The following is a 25,281-nucleotide window of genomic DNA, read 5'->3' on the forward strand; positions in this document are numbered from 1 at the left end:
TTTTACTCGCCTGACTCACGCTTGAGAACTATCAGAACTGATAGGTTTGCAATGGGCAGCACGCCAAAAGCCAGTCTCTGAAAGAGCTGCTAGCATTGCGTCTGAATCAGCCCTGATCCGACACGAGTGCTCGCTATGCAACTCCCCGACATGAACCTGTTGGTCGCCCTCGACGCCTTGCTCGACGAGGGCAGTGTGGTGGGTGCGGCGCGGCGGATGAACCTCAGTCCGGCGGCCATGAGCCGAACGTTGACGCGGATTCGCGAAGCCATTGGCGATCCGATTCTGGTGCGCGCCGGTCGTGGTCTGGTGCCGACGCCCAAGGCGCTGGCGCTGCGCGAGCAGGTGCGGGAGGTGGTGGAGCAAGCCGCGCTGCTGTTCCGTTCGGCGGATGAGGTGGAGTTGGGCAGCTTGCGCCGGCGTTTCAGTATTCGCGCCAACGATTTCTTTGTCGGTGTTTACGGCGGCAAGCTGTTTGACACAATGGAGCGCCAGGCCCCGCATTGTGAGCTGCGTTTCGTGCCGGAGGGTGACGGTGATGACGAAGCCTTGCGCGAAGGGCGCATCGATTTGAGCGTCAGCAACAATCGGCCGGTGATGCCGGAAGTGAAAGTGCAGAACCTGTTTTCCACGCACTTTGTCGGGCTGGTGCGCGAGGATCATCCGCTGTTCGATGAAGAGATCACGGCTGAACGTTACGCCGGCTTTTCTCATATCAGCATGTCGCGCCGGGGTATTGCTCGCGGGCCGATCGACACGGCGCTCAATGCGTTGGGGCTGGAGCGGCGGGTGGCGGTGATTGCGCCGAGTTTTCACGCGGCGATGTTTGCCTTGCCCGATTCCGATCTGATTTTGCCGGTGCCCAAGGAAGCGCTGTTGAGTGTCCGGCGCGTGGGTTTGAAGCTGCGCTCGTTCACTCTGCCGATTCCATTGCCGACGATCATGCTGACCCAGTCCTGGCATCCGCGGTTCGACAAGGACCCGGCCCATCGCTGGATGCGTGAGACGCTCAAAAGCTGTTGCGATGAGACGTGGCTGGCGACCCAACCGACCTCAAGTTGATCCCCCTGTGGGAGCGGGCTTGCCCGCGATGGGGCCATGACGTTCGACATCCTCGTTGACGGTCAGTCCGCCATCGCGGGCAAGCCCGCTCCCACAGGTTTCTCATTGTTGCGCTCGGCGCACTTATAAGCTGCCGATAAGTCAATTTTCGTCAGCCCCCACGTTTCTTAAACTGCCCCGGTATTCAAATCCCGGAGCTTGCAGTCAATGACTTCCCTCACGGCCACGGCACCTCTCGCCGCGGCCAGCCCAGTCGCTGTCGCGCCTCCGGTGTTCGGTCTGCGGATCATCATCGGCCTGGTCGGCGTTTTGCTGGCCGTGCTGGTGTCGGGCCTGAACGAGATGGTGACCAAGGTGGCCCTCGCCGACATTCGCGGCGCGTTGGCCATTGGCTACGACGAAGGCACCTGGCTGGTCGCCAGTTACACCGCGACCTCGGTAGCCGCCATGGCCTTCGCGCCGTGGTGCGCCGTCACGTTCTCGTTGCGGCGGTTCACCCTGTGCGCCATCGGCGCGTTCACCTTGCTGGGCGTGCTCTGCCCGCTCGCTCCGAATTACGAAAGCCTGTTGCTCATGCGCACCTTGCAAGGCCTGGCGGGCGGCGCGTTGCCGCCGATGTTGATGACCGTCGCGCTACGCTTTTTACCGGCCAACGTGAAGCTGTACGGCCTGGCCGGGTATGCCCTGACGGCGACATTTGGCCCTGGCCTCGGCACGCCGCTCGCCGGGTTGTGGACCGAGCATGTCGGCTGGCAATGGACCTTCTGGCAAATCATCGCGCCGTGCCTGATCGCCATGCTCGCAGTGGCTTACGGTCTGCCGCAGGATCCGCTGCGGCTGGAGCGCTTCAAGCAGTTCAACTGGCGCGGTTTGCTGCTGGGGTTTCCGGCGATCTGCATGCTGGTGATCGGCATCCTGCAGGGCAATCGGCTGGACTGGTTCGAGTCGAACCTGATCGTCGGATTGCTCGGCGGCGGGTTGCTGCTATTGGTGCTGTTTTTGATCAACGAGTGGTCGCAGCCGGTGCCGTTTTTCAAGATGCAGATGCTCGGCATTCGCAACCTGTCGTTCGCGTTGCTGACCCTGGCCGGCGTGCTGGTGGTGTTGCTGGCAGTGATCATCATCCCATCGAGTTACCTGGCGCAGGTCCAGGGTTATCGCCCGATTCAAACCGCGCCGATCATGCTGCTGGCCGCGCTCCCGCAGTTGATCGCGCTGCCCTTGGTGGCCGCGTTGTGCAACCTGCGTTGGGTCGATTGCCGCTGGGTGCTGGGGATCGGTTTGAGCATGCTGGCGCTGTCGTGCATCGGCGGTTCGCAGCTGACATCGGTGTGGATTCGCGATGATTTCTACGGGCTGCAACTGCTGCAAATCTTCGGTCAGCCCATGGCGGTGTTGCCATTGTTGATGCTCTCCACCGGCAGCATCAGCCCGCTGGAAGGGCCGTTCGCGTCGGCGTGGTTCAACACCGTAAAAGGTCTGTCGGCGGTGATTGCCACCGGTGTGATCGAAGCGTTGACCACTTCAAGGTTGCACTTTCATTCGACCATGTTGGTGGACAGCCTCGGCAACTCACCGCTGGCCGACAGCGAGAGTGCGGGCCTCGCTCATCGGTTGCATGAGCAGGCCGTGGTGCTGACGGCCTCGGATCTTTATCTGTGCATGGCGGGCGTCGCCCTGACGCTGATCCTGCTGATTTTCTGGCTGCCGACGCGAATGTATCCGCCGCGTGCGCCGACTTGATTGCTCCACTGAAACTGAAGGTTTTTATGACGACTCATGCAAAGCAAAAAGTGGCTGTCGGCGTTGCCGCAGCGTTAGCCATCGGCGTGCTGGTTTACCTGCTGGCGCCCGGTATTTTCGGCAAGCGCACTCAACAAAACACCAACGACGCTTTTGTCTCGGCGGACTTCACGCTGGTGGTGCCGCGCGTGGCCGGGTTCATCAAGGAAGTGCTGGTGGAAGACAACCAGCAGGTCAAGGCCGGGCAGTTGCTGGCGTTGATCGATGACCGGGATTTACGCGCTGCTGCGCAGGCCGCTGACGCGGAGACGCTGGTGGCCAGGGCGCACCTGCAAAATGCTCGCGCGACACTTGAACGCCAGAGCTCGGTGATCGCCCAGGCACAAGCCACCGTGGTGTCGGCCAAGGCTGAAATGGACTTCGCCGCGCATGAATTGAACCGCTACAACCACTTGGCCGGCGTCGGTGCCGGCACGGTGCAAAACGCTCAGCAAGCACGGACTCGCATCGATCAAGCCAGCGCTCGGTTGGCCAACGTGACGGCGGTATTGGCGGCGGAACGCAAGCAGGTGGAGATACTGACCGCCCAGCGTGACGCGGCTGAAGGTGAGCTGAAACGAGCGCAGGCAGCGCTGGAAATCGCCAGTTTCGAGCTGTCCTATACGCGGATCGTCGCGCCGCAGGACGGCATGGTTGGCGAGCGCGCGGTGCGGGTCGGCGCGTATGTCACGCCGGGCAGCAAGATCCTGGCAGTGGTGCCACTGGCGCAGGCGTATGTGGTCGCCAATTTTCAGGAAACCCAACTGACCGATGTGCGTCCGGGGCAGGACGTGCAGGTGCGTGTCGACAGCCTTGGCGGCGAAGCTTTGCGGGGGCGTGTCGAGAGTATTGCACCGGCCACCGGCGTGACCTTCGCTTCGGTGAAGCCGGACAATGCGACTGGCAACTTCACCAAGGTGGTGCAGCGGATTCCGGTGAAGATCGTGCTGGAGCCGGGGCAGCGGTTGGCTGAGCGGTTGCGCGTGGGGATGTCGGTGGAGGCGAGTATTGATACTGGCAATACCGGTGAGCATGAGGTTGCGCAACGATGAAGCGCATTGTTGACCGATCCGACGCCATCGCGAGCAGGCTCGCTCCCACAGGGGATAGGTGCAACGCACTCAATCTCTGCTCAACAGGTGATTCCTTGTGGGAGCGGGCTTGCTCGCGAAGAGGCCGGCTGCCTCAACTAACCTTCTGTGCCTTACTCGTCATGAGCCTTTGCGCCTGCACCGTCGGCCCGGATTTCCACAAACCTCAGGCCCATCAAGCCGCCGAGTGGTCAAAACCGGCCAAAGCCGCCGCCAGCCAAGCCGTCGCCGAAACCATGGACGAGCGCTGGTGGGACGTTTTCCACGACCCGAAACTCTCGGCCCTGAGCCAACGCGCCCTGACCGACAACCTCGACCTGCAAGTCGCCAGCAGCCGCTTGCAACAAAGCCGCGCCGTGCGTCAGGTGATCACCGCCGAGCGCTATCCCACCTCCGCCGCCACGGGCAGCTACGGACGCAAACGCAACAGCGGCGAAGGCCTGAATGATCCGTCTGGGAACAATGGCAACTCGGCGTTCAACCTGTGGGACGCAGGTTTCTCCGCGTCCTGGGAACTGGATTTCTGGGGCCGCGTGCGCCGGGAAACCGAAGCCGCCGACGCGACGCTGGAAGTGGCAGAAAATGACCGACGCAGCGTGCTTTTGTCAGTGCTCGCCGAAACCGCTCAGGACTACATTCAACTGCGTGGCGTGCAAAGTACACGAGCGGTCACCGAGCAGAACCTCGAGGTCGCCCGTCACAGCCTGAAACTCTCGCAGTTGCGCCTGGCCGACGGTGTCGCCACCGACCTGGACGTCGCCGAGGCTGCCGCGCAAGTCGCCGCCATCGAATCACGCTTGCCGGCATTGGAGCAGCGCCAATCGCAACTGATCAACGCGCTGAGCCTGCTGATGGGCGAGCCGCCCCAGGCATTGTCTGCCGAGTTATCCACAGACGCCCCAGTCCCACAAACTCCGCGTCAAGTCGCCATTGGCCTGCCGTCGCAACTGGCCGAACGCCGGCCAGACATCCGTCAGGCCGAAGCCCGTCTGCACGCCGCCACCGCGAACATCGGCGTGGCCAAGGGCGGTTTTTATCCACGGATCACCCTCTCGGGTAACGTCGGTTCGCAAGCCATGCAGCTGAGTGATTTCGGCTCCTGGGGCTCACGCTCGTTCGGCATCGGCCCGCAATTCAGCTTGCCGCTGTTCGACGGCGGACGCTTGCGCGGCGTCCTCAATTTACGCGAAGCCCAACAACAGGAAGCCGCCATCGCCTACCAGCAAACCGTGCTGCGCGCCTGGCATGAAATCGACGATCAGCTCACGACCTACAACGCCAGCCAGCTACGCCGCGACAGCCTCGCCGAAGCCGTGCGCCAAAACCAGATCGCCCTGCGCACCGCACAACAGCAGTACGTGGAAGGCGTGGTGGATTTCGTCAACGTGCTGACGGTGCAGGGCGCATTGCTCGCGACTCAGGAGCAGTTTGTGGAGAGTTCGACCGGGGTTTCGCTGGCGATGGTCGGGTTGTACAAGGCGTTGGGTGGGGGATGGGAGTCGGTGTATCCGGTGGCGGATATCGTCACCAGTAACCCGGCTTGATAGCGGGCGCCTTGCGAGTGGGTACTCGATCTGGAAATTGGTGCAACTGCAACTCTTCCGAGGAGACGACTCGGCGCATCCAGTGGGAATGCTCTATTAGCGAGCCGGGTGGCGAGCGTTTTAACCCAGTCCGGCATGGAAGAACGATACCCAATGTCATCTGAGGGAAGTCCTCTCGGATTGCCTTCAGCGCGGGAGTCATATCAGTGTCTCCAGACACCAGAACAAGCTGTTGCACGCGCTCAGCAATATGGATATTGGCTTGCGTGGCTGCTGTGCGGTACATGCTTACTGCGATATGGACGTCAGTTTCTTTCTCTTCGAGTTTCCATATCGCGACTTTATCTTGGCGCGAGGCCGCGATTTTCTTGTCGATGAAACGCGGAGCGCTTGCACGCTCAAGTTGGTGGCGGCCGTAGTGAACAGTGACATTGTTGGCCTTCAGGGCCCGGACATAAGTGTCTTGAGCTTCCTTTGAAATCCTGCCGCGGGTAGCAAGCTCAGGTTTGACCGAGGATGTGAAGTAGTCGATTGAGACGAGTGCGCTTTTAGGGTTTTCGATATTGGCGATATACGTCAACAACAGCGGTAGATTCAGCCATTTGTAAGGTGTGCCTGCCAGCAACCCGTAAAACACGTTGTAGCCGTCAACAAAGAACGCAGTGCGCACAAATCCAATCCTCAGAAACGAAAAAACCGGCCGAAGCCGGTTTTCTCACCCCAACTGCCAGAGAACCTAATCTCTGCGTACGAGGTTGAGTAGTGAGCTGATCCTAAATTGGGTGCGTCATGCACGTCAATACTCAACTGATCAAGACCTACTCGACTGGACAATTTCCAGCGCCGGCAGGTTAGTTTTGTGCATTTTCATGTTCGATGGTCAAGGTGATCCTGGCCTCAAATATTAGTGAGTATTGCTGAGGCGAGGTGGAAGTATTGGTGTGCTGCCAGGCCGATAATGTGTCTATCGCCGATTTCGGTTGAGCTTGAACGGAGCCTCCCAAATTCGTGTGGGATTAAGTACCGATCGACTCAATGGGAGCGGGTGAATCAACGGCCCTGAAAAAATTGGCTTTTTGAAACAACACATTTCTATCCGCGCGACGCCAGACTGATGATCATCATGCTTACCAAATGTCGTCGGTCGCAAAGCCAGCATCGCCGACGAACTTGCGCCGTCCTAAAGTGATCAACAGGCTTTGTGGTTCGGGCCGTTTTGGGGAGGAGCAATGGAGGCGCGCAGAGAAACGCCGCTCGATAGCACTGAGGGCCCACACGCGGCGCCCGGCGTCTGGGCGATTGTTCAGCGCTGGTTGCGTTGGGCGCAGCAGCATTGGCTGTTGCCGATCCTGGCGTTGGCCGCGCTTGTGCGTTTCTACGACCTGACGGCGGCGGCCATCTGGGGCGACGAAGGGTCGAGTCTGCTGCTGAGTCACTATTCATTGGCCGATATCTGGGTGCACGCCGCGCATGACGTACACCCACCGCTGTATTTCATGTTGCTGCATGGTTGGGTCGAGCTGTTTGGCGACGGCATTTTTTCGATCCGCTGCCTCAGCGCTTTGCCCGGAATCGCCACGGTGTGGCTCGGCGTCTGGCTGATGGACTTGCTCGCTACCCGGCGTGCCGCGCTGCTGACCGGTTTCCTCTTGGCGCTGCTGCCCACGGCGGTACGATATAGCCAGGAAGTGCGGATGTATTCGCTGCTGGGGCTGTGGCTGATCGGCGCGACGATTGCCTTGGCCTACTGGATCAGGCGTCCCCGGCGCACGCGGTATCTGGTGGCGTATGTGCTGCTAATGAGTGCCGCGTTCTACACCCATTACTTCACCGCCCTGTGCGTGCTGTGTCATTGGTTGTATCTGGGGCTGATCCGCGTACAGCCGGGGTATCGCTTGCGGCATATCCAGCGTCCCGGTTGGTGGTTGGCGAACATGGCGATCGTGCTGCTGTACTTGCCGTGGGTGCCGAGCCTGATCGATCTGATCCAGCACATTGATCAGCTCAAAGCCAATGGCGACGTGGGATGGGAGACGCCTGTCACGTTTGGCTCGCTGCCCTCGATGATCTGGTCGTTGCTGATCCAGGACGATGGCGAGAACCTGCCGACATTGATCTTTATCGCGCTGCCGCTGGCGTTACTGGCCATTGCGGGCGTGGCGCTGGCGCGGGACCGCAGCGTCTTTCGCGGCAGCGTTTTGCTGGTGATCTACACAGCGCTGCCATTGCTGCTGGTGTTTGCGGTGTCGTTTATCACGCCGGTGTTCATCGAACGTTACCTGACGGCCTATGCGTTGGGGCTGCCGATGATTGTCGCGCTGGCCATCGATCGCCTGTATTCGGGCTTCCGAGTGCTGGCGTTGACGGTGCTGGTGCTGTTTGTCGGCGTTGAACTGGTGGGCCTGAAGAACAACGCCACGGTGGATACCAATGACCAGATCAGCGTCATGGTCGACTACGTGAACCAGCATTTCGTGAGCGGCGACCGGATCGTCACCAGCGATATGCTCTGGTACCTCAGCTATGTCTATTACAACCGCACCGGCGCCAAACCGTTGCTCTACACCCCGCCATTGGCCAGCGGTGCTTCGAGTCGGCCGAATGCCTATGGCTTCGGCACGCTGGTGACTCAGGACATTTACCTGGATCCTCTCGACCGATTGCCCAAAGGCACGGGTCGCGTGTGGTTGATCGGCACCGTGGATGTGCCGGACGAATTCGCGCCGTTGCCCGCTGGCTGGCAGAGCGTTGGCGAAACGCGGGCCGGGGGCGCGAACGCGCGTCTGTTCGTGCTGCATTGAACCGTTGCCCAAAGGCTTGAACGGTTTCGCCGAAACGCTGATGGCTCAAGGTTTCGACGACAGGTCTGCCATGCCCTTGAGCAACTCGATCGGCAGCGGAAAGACAATCGTCGAACTCTTGTCACCGGCAATCGAACTGAGTGTCTGCATGTAGCGCAGTTGCATGGCCCCAGGCTGGCGGCCGAGCATTTCGGCGGCCTGCATGAGCTTTTCCGAGGCCTGCAATTCGCCTTCGGCGTGGATCACCTTGGCCCGCCGTTCCCGCTCGGCTTCGGCCTGTTTGGCGATGGCGCGGATCATCGACTCGTTGAGGTCCACGTGCTTGATCTCGACGTTGGCGACCTTGATGCCCCAGGCGTCGGTCTGGGCGTCGAGCACTTGCTGGATGTCGATGTTCAGACGTTCGCGCTCGGCCAGCAGCTCATCGAGTTCGTGTTTGCCGAGCACCGCGCGCAAGGTGGTTTGCGCCAGTTGGCTGGTGGCCATGAGAAAGTCTTCAACCTGAATGATTGCCTTCTGCGGGTCGAGAACGCGGAAGTACAACACGGCGTTGACCTTGACCGAGACGTTGTCGCGGGTGATCACGTCTTGCGGCGGTACATCGAGGACCACGGTGCGCAAGTCGACACGGACCATTTGCTGGACCACTGGAATCAGCAGGATCAGGCCGGGGCCCTTGACCTGCCAGAAGCGCCCGAGCTGGAACACCACCCCGCGCTCGTATTCGCGCAGGATGCGAAAGGTCGACCCCGCCAGTGCAATCACCAGTAACAGCAGCGCGGCAAAACCCAGTTGCAGGCCCATGGTTTATTCTCCACCCGGCGCCGCGTCAGCCGCGGCCACTTCCAGCAACAATCCCTTGCGAGCCACCACCCGGACCCGTTGCCCGGGTTGTAGCGGTGTGGCGCTGAGCACTTGCCACTTTTCCCCTTGCAGGTGCACCCAACCGTTGTAGGCATTGCCGGCCAGTGACATCACCGGGGTCACGCTGCCCACCAGTCCTGCATCGCCACTGACGTTTTCGCGTGGTCGGGTTTTCAGGGCGTGGATGAGCAAAAAAATCAGCAGCAGGGCACTGATCAGGCCCAGCCCGATCATCAACGGAACCGGCACTTCGGTGTTGGTCAGGATCACCGCGCCAATCACGAACATCACTATGCCGCCCAGACCGATCACGCCGTAATTGGGCAACGCCGCTTCGGCGATCAGAAACGCGATGCCAAAGGTGATCAGCCAGATCCCGATGGGGTTGGGAACCAGCAGCACAACCGAGTCCGCTGCGAAAACCGATCCGCTCAAGGCCAGCAACAGCGCAACTGCACCGCAACGAATGTTCACGTGACCCTCCCTGTAGGAGCGAGCTTGCTCGCGAAGAACCTGAGAGCACCGTGCCGATTCAGGCAATTCACGTTACATACAGTTTAGTCGAGCTGTGGGTTGTACGAATTTCACTCAATTGTCGACCTCGGCCGACGGGCAGATTTCACGCACGATCACGCCAGCGGGCCTAGACTTTCAGTGGAGTCAAAAGGTTTAACCATCGTCCGCCCCAAGCTGTTTGCGGACACCGAGGTGCATCATGCGTATGGCAAGAACCCTGCAGAACAGCCTGGAGCAGGCTCAATGCAAATATGACATCGTTACCCACCCACACTCGGCCAGCAGCCTTGAAACGGCTCGGGTCTCGGGCATTCCTGCCGAACGGGTGGCCAAATCGGTGATCCTCGACGACCACCATGGGCATTACCTGATGGCCGTGCTGCCGGCGAGTCGCCACCTGGACCTGAGCAAAGTACGCAGCAGCGGTGAATGGCAGGTGACCCGGGAAAGCAACCTGCCGCACCTGTTTGAGGATTGCGAACGCGGTGCCGTGCCTGCATTGGGCGAATCCTATGGCCTGGACATGGTCATCGACCCGTTGCTGACCCGGCAGAAAGACATCTACCTGGAGGCTGGCAACCACAACAATCTGCTGCACATGAGCATGCCGGAATTCCTGAAATTGGTGCCGCATGCGCAAGTTTGCGAGTTGAGTCAGTAGTTTTTGCGGCGTCGGTTACGACGTCTTCGCGGGCAAGCCTCGCTCCTACAGTGGACCGCAGATCCCCTGTAGGAGCGAGGCTTGCCCGCGAATGACTGCGAAGCGGTCACCGATTCATCCACAACAAAGGAGCTCGTCATGGAATCGCCCACCCACAGCCTCCCATCGCTGTTCAAACAACTCGGCCTGGACAACGATCCGGTCAGCATCGATCAATTCATCGCCACGCATTCACCGCTCAAGCCCGAGCTGCATCTGGCGGATGCGTTTTTCTGGACCGAGAGCCAAGCGGAATTTTTGCGCGATGAGATTCTGGATGACGCGGATTGGGCGGAGGTGGTGGATCAGTTGGATGTGTTGTTGAGGAAGGGGCGAGGGGTTTAAAAATCAACGTTCTGGTGGTGGCCACTGTCGGGATGTATGGGCTAGTGCAAGTATCTATCTGCACGATCCTGTGCTGCTGCTGGCACCCGCGACGGATGGCTGCCAATTTGTTTCAAAACTTGACTGAAAATCCCCTGCAATGCGATATTGATAGTTAGCAAACTAACAGTGTGTGCATTCCTCCCGTGCCGAAGAACCTCGACGCTCTCCAGATGAACATCAGCAGCTCCATGGTGGTGGCCGCCCGGCATTGGCGGAAGATCTGCCAGACCACGCTGGTCAACTATGGAATTTCCGAAGCCTGCGCCGTTCCGTTGTTGATGATCGGGCGCTTGGGCGAGGGTGTGCGGCAGGTGACGGTGGCGCAGGCGGCGGGGATGGAGAGTCCGTCGTTGGTGCGACTGCTGGATCAGCTGTGTCATGCCGGTTACGTCCGTCGCACCGAAGACGTCCATGACCGACGCGCCAAATGCCTGAGCCTGACCGAGGCCGGTCGTGAATTGGTGCAAGCCGTCGAGATCGAGCTGGTGCGCTTGCGTCATGAAGTGCTCGAAGGCATTGACCAGGATGATCTGGAAGCGGCGCTGCGGGTACTGAGAGCTTTTGAAGCGGCCAATCACTTGCCGGTGGCCCATCCTTGAACGGATTTTTTACCGGCATGCCCCCGGCGCGGGACTGGTTCTACGGTGTGCGCACGTTCGCGGCATCGATGATCGCGTTGTACATCGCCATGCTCATGCAAATGCCCCGGCCCTATTGGGCTATGGCCACGGTCTACATCGTTTCCAGCCCGTTTGTCGGCCCGACCAGTTCCAAGGCGTTGTACCGCGCTGTCGGCACTTTGCTCGGTGCGGCGGCGGCGGTTTTTTTCGTGCCGATGTTTGTCCAGAGCCCCTATGTGCTGGTGGTGGTGATTGCGTTGTGGACCGGGACGTTGCTGTTCCTCTCAATGCACCTGCGCACCGCCAACAATTACGCGCTGATGCTCGCCGGGTACACCTTGCCGCTGATTGCCCTGCCGGTGGTGGATAACCCGTTGGCGGTGTGGGACATCGCCGAAGCACGGACTGAAGAAATCTTCCTCGGCATCGCCGTGGCGGCGGTGGTCGGCGCGATGTTCTGGCCCCGGCGGCTGGCGCCAGTCTTCAATGATTCGGTGAACAAATGGTTTGCCGATGCGTCGACCTATAGCCTGCGGTTTCTCAGTCGCAACGTGCAGCCGGATGAAGTCAGTGCGTTGCGGTCGTCGATGGTCGCGACGTTCAACACCCTGGAATTGATGATCGGCCAGCTGCCCCACGAAGGTGCGCGGCCACAAACCGTGCGCAACACCAAGGAATTGCGCGGCCGCATGATTCACCTGTTGCCGGTGATCGACGCCCTCGACGATGCGCTCTACGCCCTTGAACGACGCACGCCGGAACTTGTGGCCAGGTTCGCGCCGCTGCTGACTGCAACCCGTGAATGGCTCCAACACACCGATGCCGACATCGAGCGCTGGCAGGCACTGAAAGATCAGCTCGACGCCCTGCAACCGAGTGCCGAGGCGCTGGACGATCGCAAGCAACTGCTGTTTTCCAACGCACTGTATCGCCTCGGCGAGTGGATCGATGTGTGGCAGGACTGCCGCAGCCTGCAATACGCCATCCAGTGTGAAAGCCAGGACAGTTGGCGGGCGGTGTATCGGCACTGGCGGCTCGGTCGGTTGTCACCGTTCCTTGACCGTGGGTTGATGCTCTATTCGGCGGCGTCCACGGTCACTGCGATCATCGTCGCCTCGGTGCTGTGGATTCTGCTCGGCTGGACTGACGGTGGCGCCGCAGTGATTCTGGCGGCGGTGGCGTGCAGTTTCTTCGCCTCGATGGACGACCCGGCGCCGCAGATTTACCGGTTCTTTTTCTGGACGGCGATGTCGGTGTTGTTCGCCAGTCTCTACCTGTTTCTGATCCTGCCGAACCTGCATGACTTCCCGATGCTGGTGCTGGCGTTCGCGGTGCCGTTCATTTGCGTCGGCACCCTGACGGTCAAGCCGCAGTTTTACCTGGGCATGCTGCTGACCCTGGTCAACACCTCGTCATTCATCAGCATTCAGGGCGCCTACGACGCGGATTTCCTCAGTTTCGTGAACTCCAACCTGGCTGGCCCCGTCGGGTTGCTGTTCGCGTTTGTCTGGACCCTGATCGCCCGGCCGTTCGGTGCGGAACTGGCGGCCAAGCGTCTGACCCGGTTTAGCTGGCGCGACATTGTCAGCCTCACCGAACCGGCCACCCTGTCCGAACACCGACACCTGGGCGTGCAGATGCTTGACCGCCTGATGCAGCACTTGCCGCGCCTGGCCATCACCGGCCAGGACACTGGCGTTGCGCTGCGCGAAGTCCGCACGGCGCTGAACCTGCTGGATTTGCTCGCTTATACGCCGCGAGTGTTGGGCGTTCCGCAAGCCTTGTTGCATCAAGTGGTGGCCGAAGTCGGCGACTATTTCAAAGCCTGCCTCAAGGCTGGCGAGCGTTTACCGGCACCTAGTCCGTTGCTGATGACCATGGACCGTGCGCGTCGCGCGCTGAACCGCGAGTGCGACGACGGCGCGCGCCTGCATTTGCTGCACGCCTTGAGTGGCCTGCGTCTGTCGCTGTTGCCGGGGGTGGAATTCCTCGGCACGGGTGACCTTGAAGAACCGCTGCCCCATGGCATCGATGGAGCGCCTTTATGATCGGTGATCTGGATATCAGCGGGGTGTTCCTGCCCACGCTGCTGGTGCTGATGGGCATTACGTATGTGTTGTACCTGCTGGTGCACGGGTTGCTCACGCGCCTGCACTTTTACCGTCTGGTCTGGCACCGGGCATTGTTCAACGTGGCTCTCTACGCTTTGCTGCTCGGCGCTGTGGACTCACTCAGTCGATACCTGATGACATGAAAAAACCTTTTTTGACCATCGGCCGCGTGGTCCTGACCCTGCTGATCGTGACCTTCGCCGTTGTCGTGGTCTGGCGCATGGTGATGTATTACATGTTCGCGCCCTGGACCCGGGACGGGCACATTCGTGCCGACATCGTGCAGATCGCGCCGGACGTGTCCGGGCTGATCCAGCACGTGGAAGTGCGTGATAACCAGTTAGTGAAGCGCGGCCAGGTGCTGTTCAGCATCGACCAGGACCGTTTCAAACTGGCCCTGCGCCAAGCGAAAGCGGCCGTCGCCGACCGTCAGGAAACCCTGGCTCAGGCGCAGCGCGAAGCCAAGCGTAACCGTGGCCTGGGCAATCTGGTGCCGGGCGAGCAACTGGAAGAAAGCCAGTCCCGGGTTGCCCGCGCCGAGGTAGCGCTGATGGAAGCCCAGGTGGCGGTGGACAGCGCTCAGCTGAACCTCGACCGCTCGACCATCCGCAGCCCGGTGGACGGCTACGTCAACGACCGCGCGCCGCGTAACCAGGAATTCGTCTCGGCCGGGCGGCCGGTGTTGTCGGTGGTGGACAGCAATTCGTTCCACATCGACGGCTATTTCGAAGAAACCAAACTGGACGGCATTCATGTCGGCCAGAGCGTCGACATCCGGGTGATCGGCGACCGCGCGCGGCTGCGCGGCCACGTGGAAAGCATCGTCGCCGGCATCGAAGACCGCGACCGCAGCAGCGGCAGCAACCTGCTGCCCAACGTCAATCCGGCGTTCAGTTGGGTACGGCTGGCCCAGCGGATTCCGGTGCGGATCGCCTTCGACGACGTACCGGCGGATTTCCGCATGATTGCCGGGCGCACGGCGACGGTTTCCATTATGGATGACCACCAGCAGGAGCCGGCGAAATGAGCAGGGCCTCGGGTTTGGCGGTCGCCGGATTAGGCTTGCTGCTGTCGGCCTGCCAGGTGGTCGGGCCGGATTATCACCTGCCGGACGAAGCCGCCGTGCACCGCGAAGATTTGCAGGGCGACTTGGCGGTGAACGGCAAAAATGTCGTCTCCGCGCCGGTGCCTAGCGATTGGTGGCGCTTGTATCAGGATCCGCGCCTCGACCAGTTGGTTCAGCAGGCGATGGCCTCCAACACCGACTTGCGCGTGGCGGCGGCGAACCTGTCCCGGGCACGCGCTCAGGTCGACGAAGCGCAGGCGGCGGGCGGTTGGAGCGGCGGCGTGAAGATCGGCGCCCAGCGTTTGCAGGAGTCCGGCGAAGCGTTCTTGCTGCCGGAAAAAGTGCCGGTGGCCAACGTTGGCGATATAGGCATCACCACCTCGTATCAGTTCGACCTGTTCGGCACGTTGCAGCGTGGCATCGAGGCGGCCAAGGCCAATGCCGATGCGACGCAAGCGGCGGCGGATACCGCACGTATCACCTTGGTGGCGGACGTGGTCCGGGCTTACACCCAAGTGTGCGCGGCCAACGAAGAACGGGAAATCGCTGAACATTCTCTTGATCTGCAAGCCCAGAGCACCACGCTGATCCAGCGCTTGCGCGACGCCGGGCGTGGCGATGAAACCCAGGTCACGCGGTCGCAAACCCAATTCAAATCCTTGCGCGCCGACCTGCCGCGTTATGAAGCGGCGCGTCAGGCCGGGTTGTTCCGCTTGTCGATGCTGTTGGCCAAACCGGTCGACCAATTACCGGCCGGCACCAGCGACTGCGCGGAGCTGCCGAAAATTGCCCAATTGTTGCCGGTGGGTGACGGTGCGACGTTGCTCAAGCGTCGCCCCGACATCCGTCAGGCCGAGCGTCGACTGGCCGCCGCGACCGCCGGCATCGGCATCGCCACCGGCGAGTTGTACCCGGACATCAGCATCGGCGCGACCGTCGGGACCGTCGGCATCCTGGAAAACCTCGGCAAACCGGCGACCAACCGCTGGGGTTTCGGCCCATTGCTGACCTGGACCGTGCCGTCCAACGGCTCCCGCGCTCGAATCCGTGAGGCCGAAGCGACGACTCAGGGCGCATTGGCGCATTTCGACGGCGTGGTGCTCAACGCCATCCGCGAGACCCAGACCGGCCTGGCCCAATACTCGGCGTTGCTGCAGCGCCGCGATGCGTTGGCCGACGCCGAGCAATCGGCGCAACTGGCGGCAGACCAGACCCACCGCTTCTTCCAGGCGGGCCGCGCGTCGTTCCTGGCAGACCTGCAAGCCACCCGCACCTACACCGACGTCACGGCGCAACTGGCCTCGGCCAACACGCAAGTTGCCATGAGCCAGATCGATTTATTCCTGGCACTGGGCGGTGGCTGGGAAAGCGGACGAACGCAAGCCACGAACTCCGGCAAACCCTGAGGCCGTTGCTATGCTTTGACTTGATGAGATCGCGCGTCGAACTCATCAATCAAGGCTCGCGTTGGTCATGGGGACTCTAATAATGAAAAACCCTTATGCTCCCGGCTTCTGGTGCGCAATTACGGCATTGGTCCTGCTGTCGGCCACCTATTTCTACGGCATCATGCTGGCCCACCAGATCGACAAGGCTCTGGTGTTTCTCGACAGCGCCGCCGCACTGATTGCCGTGATGGCGATCGTCGTGGTGGCGGTGGCGACGGTCCAGGGTCAGCGCGTCAAGAAAAGACAGTGCGAACGCGGCAAGACCCTGGTGCTGATCTGGGACACCAAAGTGGCTTTGCGCCGCGTCGAAACGGTGTTTGACCGGTATTTCTGGGGCAGCTATTGGCAACCGGGGCGCACGTTCCAGGAAGTCATGGGCGAACTGACCGGCACGCCACTGGAAAAAAGCCTCGAAGCGCTCAAGAAGCAATGCCTGGAGCTGGACAAGCAGATCGCCGAAGACGGCCGCCACTGGCTCAACAACGCCCGCGAACTCTCCGATGTCGCCACGGCCATGGCCCGCGAACGCTATCAACTGGACTTCTGCGACCCGCGCGCGGAAGTGACGGGCGGGGCGGTGATCAACCGGGATTTCGAGGTGCTGGTGTATACCTGGACCGCGCGGCTGAAAAGCTTTGATCATCAGCTTGATGAGATTGAAGTGCAGTATTCCTGAATTGATATCGTCTTTAATGACGCCATCGCGGGCAAGCCCGCTCCCACAGGTTTAGCGTAATCCTTGTGGGAGCGGGCTTGCCCGCGATGGCGATCTTGTGTCCGCTGAAACTCTCACCCCCTGCGTACGGTCCATAGACACTCTTTAACCTTTAATCATTGGGTCGCGCCGTGCGCCTGATGCTAATCTCCACCGCACTTTCAGCGCAGTCGCAACCGCAACCCCCTCAAGGGTTCAGGGAAGACGACCACACTTTCAACAACGGACATTGATCGGGTCATTCATGAATAAATCAGCAGGCGTGCTTCTTGGAATCGTCGTTGCCATCGGTGCAATCAGCGCCGGTGGTGCCTGGTACACCGGCACCAAACTCGAAGGTGTGCTGAACACCTCGATCGCCGACGCCAACAAAGAGCTGCAAGCCGCGCTGGTCGGTTCCAACGGCACGGCGTCGCTGGAACTGGTGTCGCTGGAGCGCAGCGTATTCAGCAGCACCGCGCATTACCGTCTCAAGGGTGAAGGCGAAATGTTCGGTGAGGCGCCCGTCGAATTGCTCTTCGTCGATCATATCGAACACGGCCCGCTGCCATTCTCGCGGCTGACGTCGTTGAAATTGCTGCCGGTCCTGGCCACCAGTCACTACGAGCTGGAAAAAACCCCGATCACCGAGAAGTGGTTCGCTGCCGCCAAGGACAAATCGCCGCTCACCGGTGTGGTCAACATCGGTTACGACAATTCCACCAACGGCACCCTGCAATTGCTGCCGCTGGACTTGGCGCTGGACGCCAAGTCGAACCTGAAATTTTCCGGGCTGAACCTGGATGTCGCCGCCAACGCTCAAGCGCAGAAGGTCAAGGCCAACGGTTACATGGACAGCCTGACCCTGAGCACGGTTGCCGAAGATCAGACGCCGGTGAAGATCGAACTGACCGGCCTGACCGTGGCCAGCAACCTGACCAAAAGTACCTACGGTTACTACACCGGCGAGAACACCCTTGAGCTGACCGACAGCAAGACCACCTTCGGCGCCAAGCAGTTGGTACTGGGCGTCAAGAAATTTGAAATGAAGAACCAGACCGAAGAGTCGGGCACCAGCGCTTCGGGGCGTGCCGATTACAAGGTCGGCGAAGTGTCCTTGAACGGCAAGACGGTCGGTTCTGCGCAGATGGCCATGAGCCTGAAGAACCTCGACATCCCCGCAACGATGTCGCTGATGCAGGTTTACCAGACCAAACTGCAGCCCTACGAGCGGGCCGCCGCCGAGGCTGCTGCTGCGGGTCAACCGGCACCCGAGCTGGTCTTGACCCCAGAGGAAGAGGCGCAGGTGAAAACCGGCTTGGAGAAACTGCTGGCCGCCGGCCCACAGGTCGCCCTGGAGAACCTGTCGTTTAAAACTGCCAACGGCGAAAGCCGCGCCAATCTGGTGCTCGACCTGACCAAACCGCAATCCATGGACCTGCCGCCAGACCAGTTGACCCAACAGCTGATCGCGCTGCTGGACATCAATGTGCAAGTGTCCAAGCCAATGCTCGTCGACCTGTTCACCGTGCAGAGTGAAGTCGACGGTCAGACCGACGCCAAGCTCATCGCCGAGCAGGCCACGGCCACCGCCGATATGTTTGGCGGCATGGCGGTCGGTACACAGTTCGCAAAACTGGATGGCAACAACATCGTCACCAAACTGCATTACGCCAACAATCAGGTGGAATTCAACGGCCAGAAAATGACCGTTGAGCAATTTGTCGGCTTCGTGATGAGCAAACTCAGTGGCCCTGAACAGGTCCAGTAAAACCTAGGCTTACAACGCAACGCCCGGCCTCTGTGCAATGCAGGCGCCGGGCGTTTTGCTGTCTGGGATTTTGAGCCGTCGGGTCAGTTCACTCGCGAACCAGACGCCAGGCCTCGTCCACCGACAGCGGCTGTTTCATCCGTTCCGCGAGCATCGCCATCGCCCTTTCTTCGTCGCAGGCCACCGCCGCCACCACCACACCGTTCCTGCCGAACAGGCCGATGAAGGGTGGATGGTCAGGGTCGCCCTTGAACTCGACCTCATCCCAGGCATCCGCGTGGCCGAGGTAGTCGTAGTTCTTGCCGAAATGCCAGGTCCAGAAATACGGCACGTCGAGGTAATGCTCGTCGCCGCTGAGCATGTTCGCCGCTGCGATCCGCGCCTGTTGCTGGGCCAGGCGCCAATGCTCGATGCGTTGCGGTTGGCCGTTGAGCGGGAAGGTCGCAATATCGCCGGCGGCCCAGAGCCCATCGGTCACGCGCATCCCGCCGTCGACCTCAAGCGACTGGTCCTGTTCCATGGGCAGGTCGGTAAACGCGGCGGTTGCCGGGCTGACGCCAATGCCAACCAACACCAGGTCCGCCGGTAACCGTTGGCCGTTGTCCAGGCGCACGGCTTCGACCTGAGTTGTGCCTTCGATGTGCGCAGCTTCGCCCTCCGTATGAAACACCACGCCGTTGGCTTCGTGCAGCGCGCGAATGGCCTTGCCGACGGCTTCGCCGAACTGCTTGGCGAAAGGCACCGCATGGCGAGCGAGCACGGTGACCTCCAGACCGTATTGACGCAGGGACGAAGCGCTCTCTAGAGCAATAAAACTGTCGCCGATGATCACTGCCCGTTGCCCGGGTTTTGCCGTGTTCAGAATCTGCTGCGCTTGAACCTTGGAACGCAGCACGAACACCTGCGGCAGGTCGGCGCCGGGCAGCGTCAGAGGTTTGGGTGTGCCGCCAGTGGCAAGCAGTGCGGCGTCGTAGTCCAGCGATTGACCGTCGGCCAGCTGCAGTGTCTGGTTCTCGGCATCCAGGCGCGTCACTTCACCGATTATTCGCTCGATCCGCTGCTCGCGGTAAAAGCTTTCATCACGCAACGGCGGGATTTCTTCCGGCGGCATCTCCCCGCCGATCACGAATTTACTCAAGACTGTGCGGTCGTATCCGGCCTCGGCTTCACGGTCGATCAGCACCACGCGGCCACCGAAGCCTTTCTCGCGCAAGGCCGCTGCACCCGCCGTGCCCGCGGCGCCGGCACCGACGATCACAAACGTTCGCTGGTCGTCGGCCGGCGGGGTGTGGGGATCCGGGAGCGGTTGATCGTCGACCCACACCTCGTCATCGCGCACTTCCAGCGGATAGCGCTTGAGGCTATCGAGAGACGGCGGCTCACACAGCGCGCCATCCTCGATCCGATACGCGGCCTTGTGCCAAGGGCAGATCAGCCGTCCATGACACAACGCACCCTCGGCCAACGGCGCCCCGGCGTGGGGGCATTCGCCCTGATAGGCGCGTAACTGATCGCCAACCCGCAGCAAGACGATTTTGCTGTCCGCGATCTGAACTTCCAGGCCTCGGTGCTCGGACACATCGGCAAAACGGGCGACGCGGTGCAGTGCCATGATCGCTCTCCAGGCAGGCGTTTCAGTTAAGAGTTTGGCGCTTATCTCGAGGTTCAGCCAATTCCCACTGCCACCGCACGAACGGTCCGGCTATAGTTTGCACGCCGACGACGGCCCTACCCGCAAAAGGTGTTCCGGTATGACCCGATTGACCTCTCTGAACCCTTGGCTGGCGGCCGTTGCAGTCGCCTTTTGCGTGCAATTTCCGGCGCAGGCCCAGGAGCGTTTCACCCTGAACATCCCAGGTGTTTCGGACGACCGACTGTTCACGTCGGTGGCCGCCAGCGATGCCCCGGGTTGCGGCGGGCATAATGTTTCGCCGGCATTGAACTGGAACACCGGCCCCGCTGGCACGCTCAGTTACGCCATTGTCATGCACGACCCCGATGGCCAGAAAGGACAAGGGGTCGATCACTGGGTGCATTACGGCATCAAAGCCACAACGCATCAGATCCCGGCCGGCGTCGGCGCCAAACCGGGCCTCGAAGGTGTCGGCGGCACCAACAGCAAAGGCACCCTGACGTACGTCGGCCCTTGCCCTCCGGTGGGTGACAGTGCGCACCACTACATTATTCAGCTGTATGCCCTGGACCTGGCGCCAGAGGCGTTGCCCGCCGGCCTGACGCGCGCGCAACTGCTGGAAAAAATCCAAGGCCACGTGCTGAAAAACAGCAGCGTGGTGCGGCGTTATCACCGCTGAAGATTTTTTCAGCGGATTTAACCCGAACCCGGAGGGCTGTCCGTCTCAGAGGATGAATGAATCAATTTCGTCCTGAGGTCAGCCCCCATGTCCCTCCCTCTGCATTTCCTCCGCCCGGCCGCCCAGGGTTTCGCCGCCGGGTTGCTGCTGGCGGTTGCCGGTTGCGGCGTTTCATCCACGCCCGATTCCGCCTCGGTTTCACCTCCGGCTCAGGGCGAGATGAAGACCGAGGCGTTGGTGCGTACCGAGGCGGTCATGGCGGACGCCTCGATGGCCAAACGCAGTGTGCGTCCGGCACCGATGGCGGGCTATGCCCCGATGTCTGAAGCCCCTGCGCCCGGCTATCAGGACGAGCAGCGGGAGCAATATCAAGCGCTAACGGATAACCCGATCCACAGCGTGGCCGAAGCACCGGTCTCGACCTTCAGCGCCGACGTCGACACCGGCTCCTACGCCAATGTCCGCCGCTTGCTCAATCAGGGCCGCCTGCCACCCGAAGGCGCGGTACGGCTGGAAGAAATGGTCAATTATTTTCCCTACGGTTACGCCTTGCCCACCGATGGCTCGCCCTTCGGCGTGACCACGGAACTGGCGCCGTCGCCGTGGAACCCGCACACCCGATTGTTGCGCATCGGCATCAAGGCTTCAGACCGCGCGGTCGCGGAACTGGTCCCGGCGAACCTGGTGTTTCTGGTGGACGTGTCCGGTTCCATGGACCGGCGCGAAGGCTTGCCGCTGGTCAAAAGCACACTGAAATTGCTGGTCGACCAATTGCGCGAGCAGGACCGGGTTTCGTTGGTGGTCTACGCCGGCGATTCGCGTGTGGTGCTGGAGCCGACTTCCGGACGCGAAAAAGCGAAAATTCGTACCGCCATTGATCACCTGACCGCAGGCGGCTCGACTGCCGGCGCGTCGGGCATCGAGCTGGCTTATCAAATGGCGCAGCAGGCGTTCATCGCCAAAGGCATCAACCGCATCCTGCTGGCCACCGACGGTGACTTCAACGTCGGCATCAGCGACTTCGACAGCCTCAAGCAAATGGCTGTGGATAAACGCAAGACCGGCGTTTCCCTGACCACCCTGGGTTTCGGTGTGGATAACTACAATGAACACCTGATGGAACAACTCGCGGACGCAGGCGACGGCAACTACGCCTACATCGACAACCTACGCGAGGCGCGCAAGGTGCTGGTGGATCAGCTCGGCTCGACCCTTGCGGTGGTGGCGAAGAACGTCAAGCTGCAAGTGGAGTTCAACCCGGCGCAAGTCAGCGAATATCGGTTGTTGGGGTACGAGAATCGGGCGTTGAAGCGTGAGGATTTCAGCAACGACAAAGTCGATGCTGGCGAAATCGGCGCAGGACATACGGTCACGGCGTTGTACGAAATCGTGCCCAAGGGAGAGAAGGGCTGGTTGGAGCCGCTGCGTTATGGCCATTCCGCAACCGTTGTTTCCGGGAATATGGGTGAATTGGCCATGCTGCGCGTGAGATATCAGTTGCCGGAAGGTGGGAATAGTCGCTTGATCGAACGGCCTATTGTGAGCAGTGATGTCGGAAAAGCCAGTGACGACCTGCGATTTGCGGCGGCCGTGGCAGCATTTTCACAGCAGCTCAAGGACGGGCGTTATACCGGAGAATTCAGCCTGGAGGACACCGAGGCGTTGGCTCGCGGTGCGCGGGGTGACGATCGATTCGGTCTGCGCGCCGAGTTCGTGCAATTGGTCGAGTTGGCGCAGAGCCTGCGAACCACGACCGCGTCGAATAGTAAGCCGCCTAAAGGAGGCTACAACTGACATGTCAGCTCCAGAACTGAGCGACGAGTCGCTGCTGGCGCGCTATCGCTCGGGCGACGGGCCGGCGTTCGAAATCTTGTACGCCCGCCATCGCCAGGGACTTTATCGATTCCTGCTGGGCCTCAGCGGCAAATCCGAACTGGCCGAAGAGGTTTATCAGGAGACCTGGCTGAGCCTGATCCGCAGCGCCAGTCAGCCACAAGGCCGGGCGAATTTTCGTACCTGGCTTTACCAGATCGCCCGCAACCGCCTGATCGATCACTGGCGCAAACACGGAATTCACAACCCCTTGCACGACAGCTATGACGAACAGCTCCACGCCCTGAGCGATGACGCGGCAGATCCGGCGCAACTGCTGAGCCTGAGCCGCGACACCCAGCGCCTCGAAACCGCCCTGCAAACCTTGCCCACCGACCAGCGCGAGGTGTTCCTGCTGCGCGCTCACGGCGATCTCGACTTGCCGCAGATCGCCACCCTCACCGAAACACCGCTGGAAACCGTCAAAAGCCGCTTGCGTTACGCCCAGCAAAAACTGCGTCGGCTGCTGGCCGAGGAGGTACTGACATGACTGACGCCCGTCCTACACCGGAAGACGAAGTGCTGAAGCACTTTCGTGAACACGCGACCGGCGAACCACCGGCCCATCTCGACGCCTTCATCCTCGCCACCGCGCACCGCGAAGCCCCAACTCGCAAGCCAAGCCTGTGGCAACGCTGGGTCCGGGCCTGCCAGAAACCCCGTTGGCAAGTCGCATTCGCGAGCCTCGTCGGCGTCGCACTGATGCTCGCGCTGGTACAACGCACACCGGAACAGGCGCCGACGTACGACTTCGCCCCCGCGCCAAAAGCGTCCGCACCGGTCGCCAAAAAAGAGGCCGCGCAGGAATCGTCTTCAGTTGCCCGCGCCCTGTCCGCTCCGGCCGGCGCTATGTCCGCCCCTGCGGCCCCAATGGCCGATTCTGCCGCCCCGGCGCAGAGCGAATCGATCAACGCTGAAATGGCCGATGAAGCAAAGGTCAGCAAACGTGCCGCAGCACCGGCGAAAACGCTGGATGAGCAATTGCACGAAGTGCTGCGCCTGCAAAATACCGGTCAGACAAAAGCCGCCGATGCGCTGCTGAAGACATTGCACAAGCGTTTCCCTGATCAAAACCTCACGGCCCGACTCAAGGAATTGCAGAAAAACGGAGGTTAACAACGGTCGCCCATTTGGCATCGACGCCCGAAAGCGCGCACTATCAGCCTATAGCCGATGCGTTGGAGGATGCCGTGGCAAAAAAAATCGACCGCATCGCCCAAATGCTCAACTGCCCGGTGAAGGGCGAAGAACTACGGCGAGCAGTGACCGAGAGTCGCAAGGAGTTTCTGCTGGCGAAGCAGGCAGAAGAAGCTCTGGAGGAAGACGTGCTTGATGATGAGTTGATCGAGGACGAAGAAGACGATGATGAGTACGACGAGTTTGATTGGACGACTGAATGAAAAAACCGCTTCGGCGGTTTTTTTGTATTAGCACGACCCATAATTTTTGGTTCGATGGCTTCCGATCACGTTGCTTATACGTGCATGAAGAGCGACACATTCGATCACGCAGTCGAAACCTATTTCCAGGCGCAGGTAGTATCCATCCCGGAGCCGCGTCAGCACTCCTCTTGATGGGCCGGAAAACAGGCTACCGCGCACTTCCACTTCGCTGATGCCCGAGACTGTTGCATCGAGATTGCAATAGCTGAACGCTGTGCTTGGAGGCCAATGCGACGGTCGAAAAATCAGACTATTTAATGGGCCCTCAATGCTTAAACCCGAAAATGCACGTCACAGAAGGGTGGAGATGTATCGAAATTTCTTTGGCCGAAGTGGTTGCTGGTCAGATGTGCATTGACCGTCTCATAGAAAATCGAACACTATCAGGTACCTTTTTCAGTGCTTGGAGCCTGCTCATGGAGCAATTACTCGCTAGCCGCTCAGTCAGCATTACAGAACTCAAGCGCAGCCCAAGCACTGTGATTGAGCTGGCCGGGTCAGAGCCGGTGGCGGTGCTGAATCACAATCGTCCAGCCGCCTATCTTTTACCGCCGGCGGCTTATCAAAGGCTTCTTGATCGACTGCAGGCTGCCGAGATACGCGAGGCGATTTCTGCCAGTAGAAATGATCCGCGCCCGGATATTGATGCGGACACGGTTTTTGCGGAGCTGGATGCGATTATCGATGACGTCGCTACCGAGCAAAATGGTCGATGAGGCGATTGGCGTTCACAGCGATGGCGCGGGACGACTTGCAGCAAATTGCCCGTTTCATTGCCAGGGACAATCCGTTAAGAGCCAAGTCTTTTGTTAGCGAACTCCGTAGCCAATGTGAGCTGCTTCTTGAACAGCCTTCTCTGGGCGTTTCCCAAGAGGATTGCGCGAAAGGCTTGCGCAGAATAAATCACGGTTCGTATCTGATTTTTTATTGCCTCGCCGAAAACGACATACGGATTGAGCGGGTGTTGCATAGCGCTAGAGACATTGGCCGTCAATTCGAAGGATCCCTCAAGGATTAATGAGTGTCGTCCGTTGCCCCCAACTTTCCTAGCACCCACAAAAAAGCCCCAGACCCTACGGTCTGAGGCTTTCTCGTTTCTACTATATGGTGCACCAGGCGGGATTCGAACCCACGACCACTGCCTTCGGAGGGCAGTACTCTATCCAGCTGAGCTACTGGTGCAATGCGGGCGCCATGA

Annotated in this window: 25 protein-coding genes and 1 tRNA gene; 21 read left to right on the top strand and 5 right to left on the bottom strand. The window is 60.5% G+C overall.

Going from position 1 to position 25,281, the window contains the following annotated elements; genetic code table 11:
• The first annotated feature begins 135 nt into the window (after positions 1–135).
• From ACA057_RS00715 to ACA057_RS00730, 4 genes are all read left to right on the top strand, one after another.
• Positions 136–1,062 carry a LysR family transcriptional regulator gene (locus tag ACA057_RS00715; RefSeq protein ID WP_497345175.1) on the top strand — a complete coding sequence of 309 codons (927 nt, stop codon included), beginning with the start codon at positions 136–138 and terminating at the stop codon, positions 1,060–1,062.
• Positions 1,063–1,269: 207 nt separating this feature from the next.
• Positions 1,270–2,805, top strand: a complete 1,536-nt coding sequence (locus tag ACA057_RS00720) for an MFS transporter (RefSeq protein WP_497345177.1) — start codon at positions 1,270–1,272, stop codon at positions 2,803–2,805.
• Between the two features lie 26 nt (positions 2,806–2,831).
• Positions 2,832–3,896 (top strand): HlyD family secretion protein, encoded by a 1,065-nt coding sequence (locus ACA057_RS00725; RefSeq protein WP_497345179.1) that lies wholly within the window; start codon positions 2,832–2,834, stop codon positions 3,894–3,896.
• Positions 3,893–5,479: an efflux transporter outer membrane subunit gene (locus ACA057_RS00730; protein WP_497345181.1), complete on the top strand. Its 1,587-nt coding sequence runs from the start codon at positions 3,893–3,895 to the stop codon at positions 5,477–5,479. Before ACA057_RS00725 ends, ACA057_RS00730 begins: the two co-directional genes overlap by 4 nt.
• On the opposite strand, the gene ACA057_RS00735 is transcribed toward ACA057_RS00730, so the two are convergent.
• Positions 5,460–6,149 (bottom strand): NYN domain-containing protein, encoded by a 690-nt coding sequence (locus tag ACA057_RS00735; RefSeq protein ID WP_497345183.1) that lies wholly within the window; start codon positions 6,147–6,149, stop codon positions 5,460–5,462. The genes ACA057_RS00730 and ACA057_RS00735 overlap by 20 nt on opposite strands.
• 559 nt (positions 6,150–6,708) lie before the next feature.
• Here ACA057_RS00735 and ACA057_RS00740 point away from each other — a divergent pair.
• Entirely contained in the window at positions 6,709–8,280 is a 1,572-nt protein-coding gene (locus ACA057_RS00740; protein ID WP_497345185.1) for a glycosyltransferase family 39 protein, read from the top strand.
• A gap of 45 nt (positions 8,281–8,325) precedes the next feature.
• Here ACA057_RS00740 and ACA057_RS00745 read toward each other — a convergent pair whose 3' ends face one another.
• Together ACA057_RS00745 and ACA057_RS00750 are read right to left on the bottom strand one after the other, a co-directional pair.
• Positions 8,326–9,084 (bottom strand): slipin family protein, encoded by a 759-nt coding sequence (locus ACA057_RS00745; RefSeq protein WP_129439535.1) that lies wholly within the window; start codon positions 9,082–9,084, stop codon positions 8,326–8,328.
• Positions 9,085–9,087: 3 nt separating this feature from the next.
• A complete protein-coding gene (locus tag ACA057_RS00750) occupies positions 9,088–9,618 on the bottom strand; it encodes an NfeD family protein (protein WP_497345187.1) in 531 nt (176 codons plus the stop codon).
• Between the two features lie 241 nt (positions 9,619–9,859).
• Between ACA057_RS00750 and ACA057_RS00755 the strand changes: the two genes are divergently transcribed.
• The 9 genes from ACA057_RS00755 (at position 9,860) to ACA057_RS00795 (ending at position 18,457) form a co-directional block, all read left to right on the top strand.
• Complete coding sequence (locus ACA057_RS00755; protein WP_497345189.1) at positions 9,860–10,321, top strand: aminoacyl-tRNA deacylase; 462 nt, start codon at positions 9,860–9,862, stop codon at positions 10,319–10,321.
• Between the two features lie 138 nt (positions 10,322–10,459).
• Positions 10,460–10,705, top strand: coding sequence for a DUF2789 domain-containing protein (locus ACA057_RS00760; RefSeq protein WP_059404137.1), 246 nt, complete (start codon positions 10,460–10,462; stop codon positions 10,703–10,705).
• A gap of 212 nt (positions 10,706–10,917) precedes the next feature.
• Positions 10,918–11,346, top strand: a complete 429-nt coding sequence (locus ACA057_RS00765; RefSeq protein ID WP_497345191.1) for a MarR family winged helix-turn-helix transcriptional regulator — start codon at positions 10,918–10,920, stop codon at positions 11,344–11,346.
• Complete coding sequence (locus ACA057_RS00770; protein ID WP_497345193.1) at positions 11,343–13,415, top strand: FUSC family protein; 2,073 nt, start codon at positions 11,343–11,345, stop codon at positions 13,413–13,415. Before ACA057_RS00765 ends, ACA057_RS00770 begins: the two co-directional genes overlap by 4 nt.
• On the top strand, positions 13,412–13,621 hold the full coding sequence (locus ACA057_RS00775) for a DUF1656 domain-containing protein (protein ID WP_150746427.1): 210 nt from the start codon (positions 13,412–13,414) through the stop codon (positions 13,619–13,621). Before ACA057_RS00770 ends, ACA057_RS00775 begins: the two co-directional genes overlap by 4 nt.
• Positions 13,618–14,505: an efflux RND transporter periplasmic adaptor subunit gene (locus ACA057_RS00780; RefSeq protein ID WP_497345195.1), complete on the top strand. Its 888-nt coding sequence runs from the start codon at positions 13,618–13,620 to the stop codon at positions 14,503–14,505. The genes ACA057_RS00775 and ACA057_RS00780 overlap by 4 nt, the downstream gene beginning before the upstream one ends.
• On the top strand, positions 14,502–15,950 hold the full coding sequence (locus ACA057_RS00785; RefSeq protein ID WP_497345197.1) for an efflux transporter outer membrane subunit: 1,449 nt from the start codon (positions 14,502–14,504) through the stop codon (positions 15,948–15,950). The genes ACA057_RS00780 and ACA057_RS00785 overlap by 4 nt, the downstream gene beginning before the upstream one ends.
• Before the next feature lie 82 nt (positions 15,951–16,032).
• Positions 16,033–16,668 (top strand): NADH:ubiquinone oxidoreductase subunit N, encoded by a 636-nt coding sequence (locus tag ACA057_RS00790; RefSeq protein WP_497345199.1) that lies wholly within the window; start codon positions 16,033–16,035, stop codon positions 16,666–16,668.
• A gap of 283 nt (positions 16,669–16,951) precedes the next feature.
• Positions 16,952–18,457, top strand: a complete 1,506-nt coding sequence (locus ACA057_RS00795; protein WP_497345201.1) for a YdgA family protein — start codon at positions 16,952–16,954, stop codon at positions 18,455–18,457.
• Positions 18,458–18,545: 88 nt separating this feature from the next.
• Here the strand turns inward: ACA057_RS00795 and ACA057_RS00800 are convergent, their stop codons facing one another.
• Entirely contained in the window at positions 18,546–20,069 is a 1,524-nt protein-coding gene (locus ACA057_RS00800) for an FAD-dependent oxidoreductase (protein WP_497345203.1), read from the bottom strand.
• A 139-nt stretch (positions 20,070–20,208) separates the two neighbouring features.
• On the opposite strand from ACA057_RS00800, the gene ACA057_RS00805 reads away from it, so the two are divergent.
• The 7 genes from ACA057_RS00805 (at position 20,209) to ACA057_RS00835 (ending at position 25,101) form a co-directional block, all read left to right on the top strand.
• Entirely contained in the window at positions 20,209–20,769 is a 561-nt protein-coding gene (locus ACA057_RS00805) for a YbhB/YbcL family Raf kinase inhibitor-like protein (protein WP_497345205.1), read from the top strand.
• Between the two features lie 87 nt (positions 20,770–20,856).
• Entirely contained in the window at positions 20,857–22,563 is a 1,707-nt protein-coding gene (locus ACA057_RS00810) for a vWA domain-containing protein (RefSeq protein WP_497345207.1), read from the top strand.
• 1 nt (position 22,564) lies between these two features.
• On the top strand, positions 22,565–23,131 hold the full coding sequence (locus ACA057_RS00815; protein WP_497345209.1) for an RNA polymerase sigma factor: 567 nt from the start codon (positions 22,565–22,567) through the stop codon (positions 23,129–23,131).
• Positions 23,128–23,757, top strand: a complete 630-nt coding sequence (locus ACA057_RS00820) for a hypothetical protein (RefSeq protein ID WP_497345211.1) — start codon at positions 23,128–23,130, stop codon at positions 23,755–23,757. The genes ACA057_RS00815 and ACA057_RS00820 overlap by 4 nt, the downstream gene beginning before the upstream one ends.
• A 14-nt stretch (positions 23,758–23,771) precedes the next feature.
• A complete protein-coding gene (locus ACA057_RS00825; RefSeq protein WP_497345213.1) occupies positions 23,772–24,041 on the top strand; it encodes a hypothetical protein in 270 nt (89 codons plus the stop codon).
• Between the two features lie 458 nt (positions 24,042–24,499).
• Complete coding sequence (locus tag ACA057_RS00830; protein WP_497345215.1) at positions 24,500–24,799, top strand: type II toxin-antitoxin system Phd/YefM family antitoxin; 300 nt, start codon at positions 24,500–24,502, stop codon at positions 24,797–24,799.
• 20 nt (positions 24,800–24,819) lie between these two features.
• Positions 24,820–25,101 carry a type II toxin-antitoxin system RelE/ParE family toxin gene (locus ACA057_RS00835; RefSeq protein WP_497345217.1) on the top strand — a complete coding sequence of 94 codons (282 nt, stop codon included), beginning with the start codon at positions 24,820–24,822 and terminating at the stop codon, positions 25,099–25,101.
• An 87-nt stretch (positions 25,102–25,188) separates the two neighbouring features.
• Here the strand turns inward: ACA057_RS00835 and ACA057_RS00840 are convergent.
• Positions 25,189–25,265, bottom strand: a tRNA-Arg gene (locus ACA057_RS00840).
• Positions 25,266–25,281 lie beyond the last annotated feature (16 nt).

This window comes from Pseudomonas sp. LBUM1661 (genome assembly GCF_059695925.1).

Coding starts and splice junctions, on each gene's coding strand:
- ACA057_RS00760 (WP_059404137.1), top strand. CDS start 10,460: ATGGAATCGCCCACCCACAGCCTCCCATCGCTGTTCAAACAACTCGGC.
- ACA057_RS00745 (WP_129439535.1), bottom strand. CDS start 9,084: ATGGGCCTGCAACTGGGTTTTGCCGCGCTGCTGTTACTGGTGATTGCA.
- ACA057_RS00790 (WP_497345199.1), top strand. CDS start 16,033: ATGAAAAACCCTTATGCTCCCGGCTTCTGGTGCGCAATTACGGCATTG.
- ACA057_RS00830 (WP_497345215.1), top strand. CDS start 24,500: ATGGAGCAATTACTCGCTAGCCGCTCAGTCAGCATTACAGAACTCAAG.
- ACA057_RS00780 (WP_497345195.1), top strand. CDS start 13,618: ATGAAAAAACCTTTTTTGACCATCGGCCGCGTGGTCCTGACCCTGCTG.
- ACA057_RS00730 (WP_497345181.1), top strand. CDS start 3,893: ATGAAGCGCATTGTTGACCGATCCGACGCCATCGCGAGCAGGCTCGCT.
- ACA057_RS00810 (WP_497345207.1), top strand. CDS start 20,857: ATGTCCCTCCCTCTGCATTTCCTCCGCCCGGCCGCCCAGGGTTTCGCC.
- ACA057_RS00775 (WP_150746427.1), top strand. CDS start 13,412: ATGATCGGTGATCTGGATATCAGCGGGGTGTTCCTGCCCACGCTGCTG.
- ACA057_RS00755 (WP_497345189.1), top strand. CDS start 9,860: ATGCGTATGGCAAGAACCCTGCAGAACAGCCTGGAGCAGGCTCAATGC.
- ACA057_RS00725 (WP_497345179.1), top strand. CDS start 2,832: ATGACGACTCATGCAAAGCAAAAAGTGGCTGTCGGCGTTGCCGCAGCG.
- ACA057_RS00715 (WP_497345175.1), top strand. CDS start 136: ATGCAACTCCCCGACATGAACCTGTTGGTCGCCCTCGACGCCTTGCTC.
- ACA057_RS00765 (WP_497345191.1), top strand. CDS start 10,918: ATGAACATCAGCAGCTCCATGGTGGTGGCCGCCCGGCATTGGCGGAAG.
- ACA057_RS00805 (WP_497345205.1), top strand. CDS start 20,209: ATGACCCGATTGACCTCTCTGAACCCTTGGCTGGCGGCCGTTGCAGTC.
- ACA057_RS00740 (WP_497345185.1), top strand. CDS start 6,709: ATGGAGGCGCGCAGAGAAACGCCGCTCGATAGCACTGAGGGCCCACAC.
- ACA057_RS00800 (WP_497345203.1), bottom strand. CDS start 20,069: ATGGCACTGCACCGCGTCGCCCGTTTTGCCGATGTGTCCGAGCACCGA.
- ACA057_RS00820 (WP_497345211.1), top strand. CDS start 23,128: ATGACTGACGCCCGTCCTACACCGGAAGACGAAGTGCTGAAGCACTTT.
- ACA057_RS00795 (WP_497345201.1), top strand. CDS start 16,952: ATGAATAAATCAGCAGGCGTGCTTCTTGGAATCGTCGTTGCCATCGGT.
- ACA057_RS00815 (WP_497345209.1), top strand. CDS start 22,565: ATGTCAGCTCCAGAACTGAGCGACGAGTCGCTGCTGGCGCGCTATCGC.
- ACA057_RS00785 (WP_497345197.1), top strand. CDS start 14,502: ATGAGCAGGGCCTCGGGTTTGGCGGTCGCCGGATTAGGCTTGCTGCTG.
- ACA057_RS00835 (WP_497345217.1), top strand. CDS start 24,820: ATGGCGCGGGACGACTTGCAGCAAATTGCCCGTTTCATTGCCAGGGAC.
- ACA057_RS00720 (WP_497345177.1), top strand. CDS start 1,270: ATGACTTCCCTCACGGCCACGGCACCTCTCGCCGCGGCCAGCCCAGTC.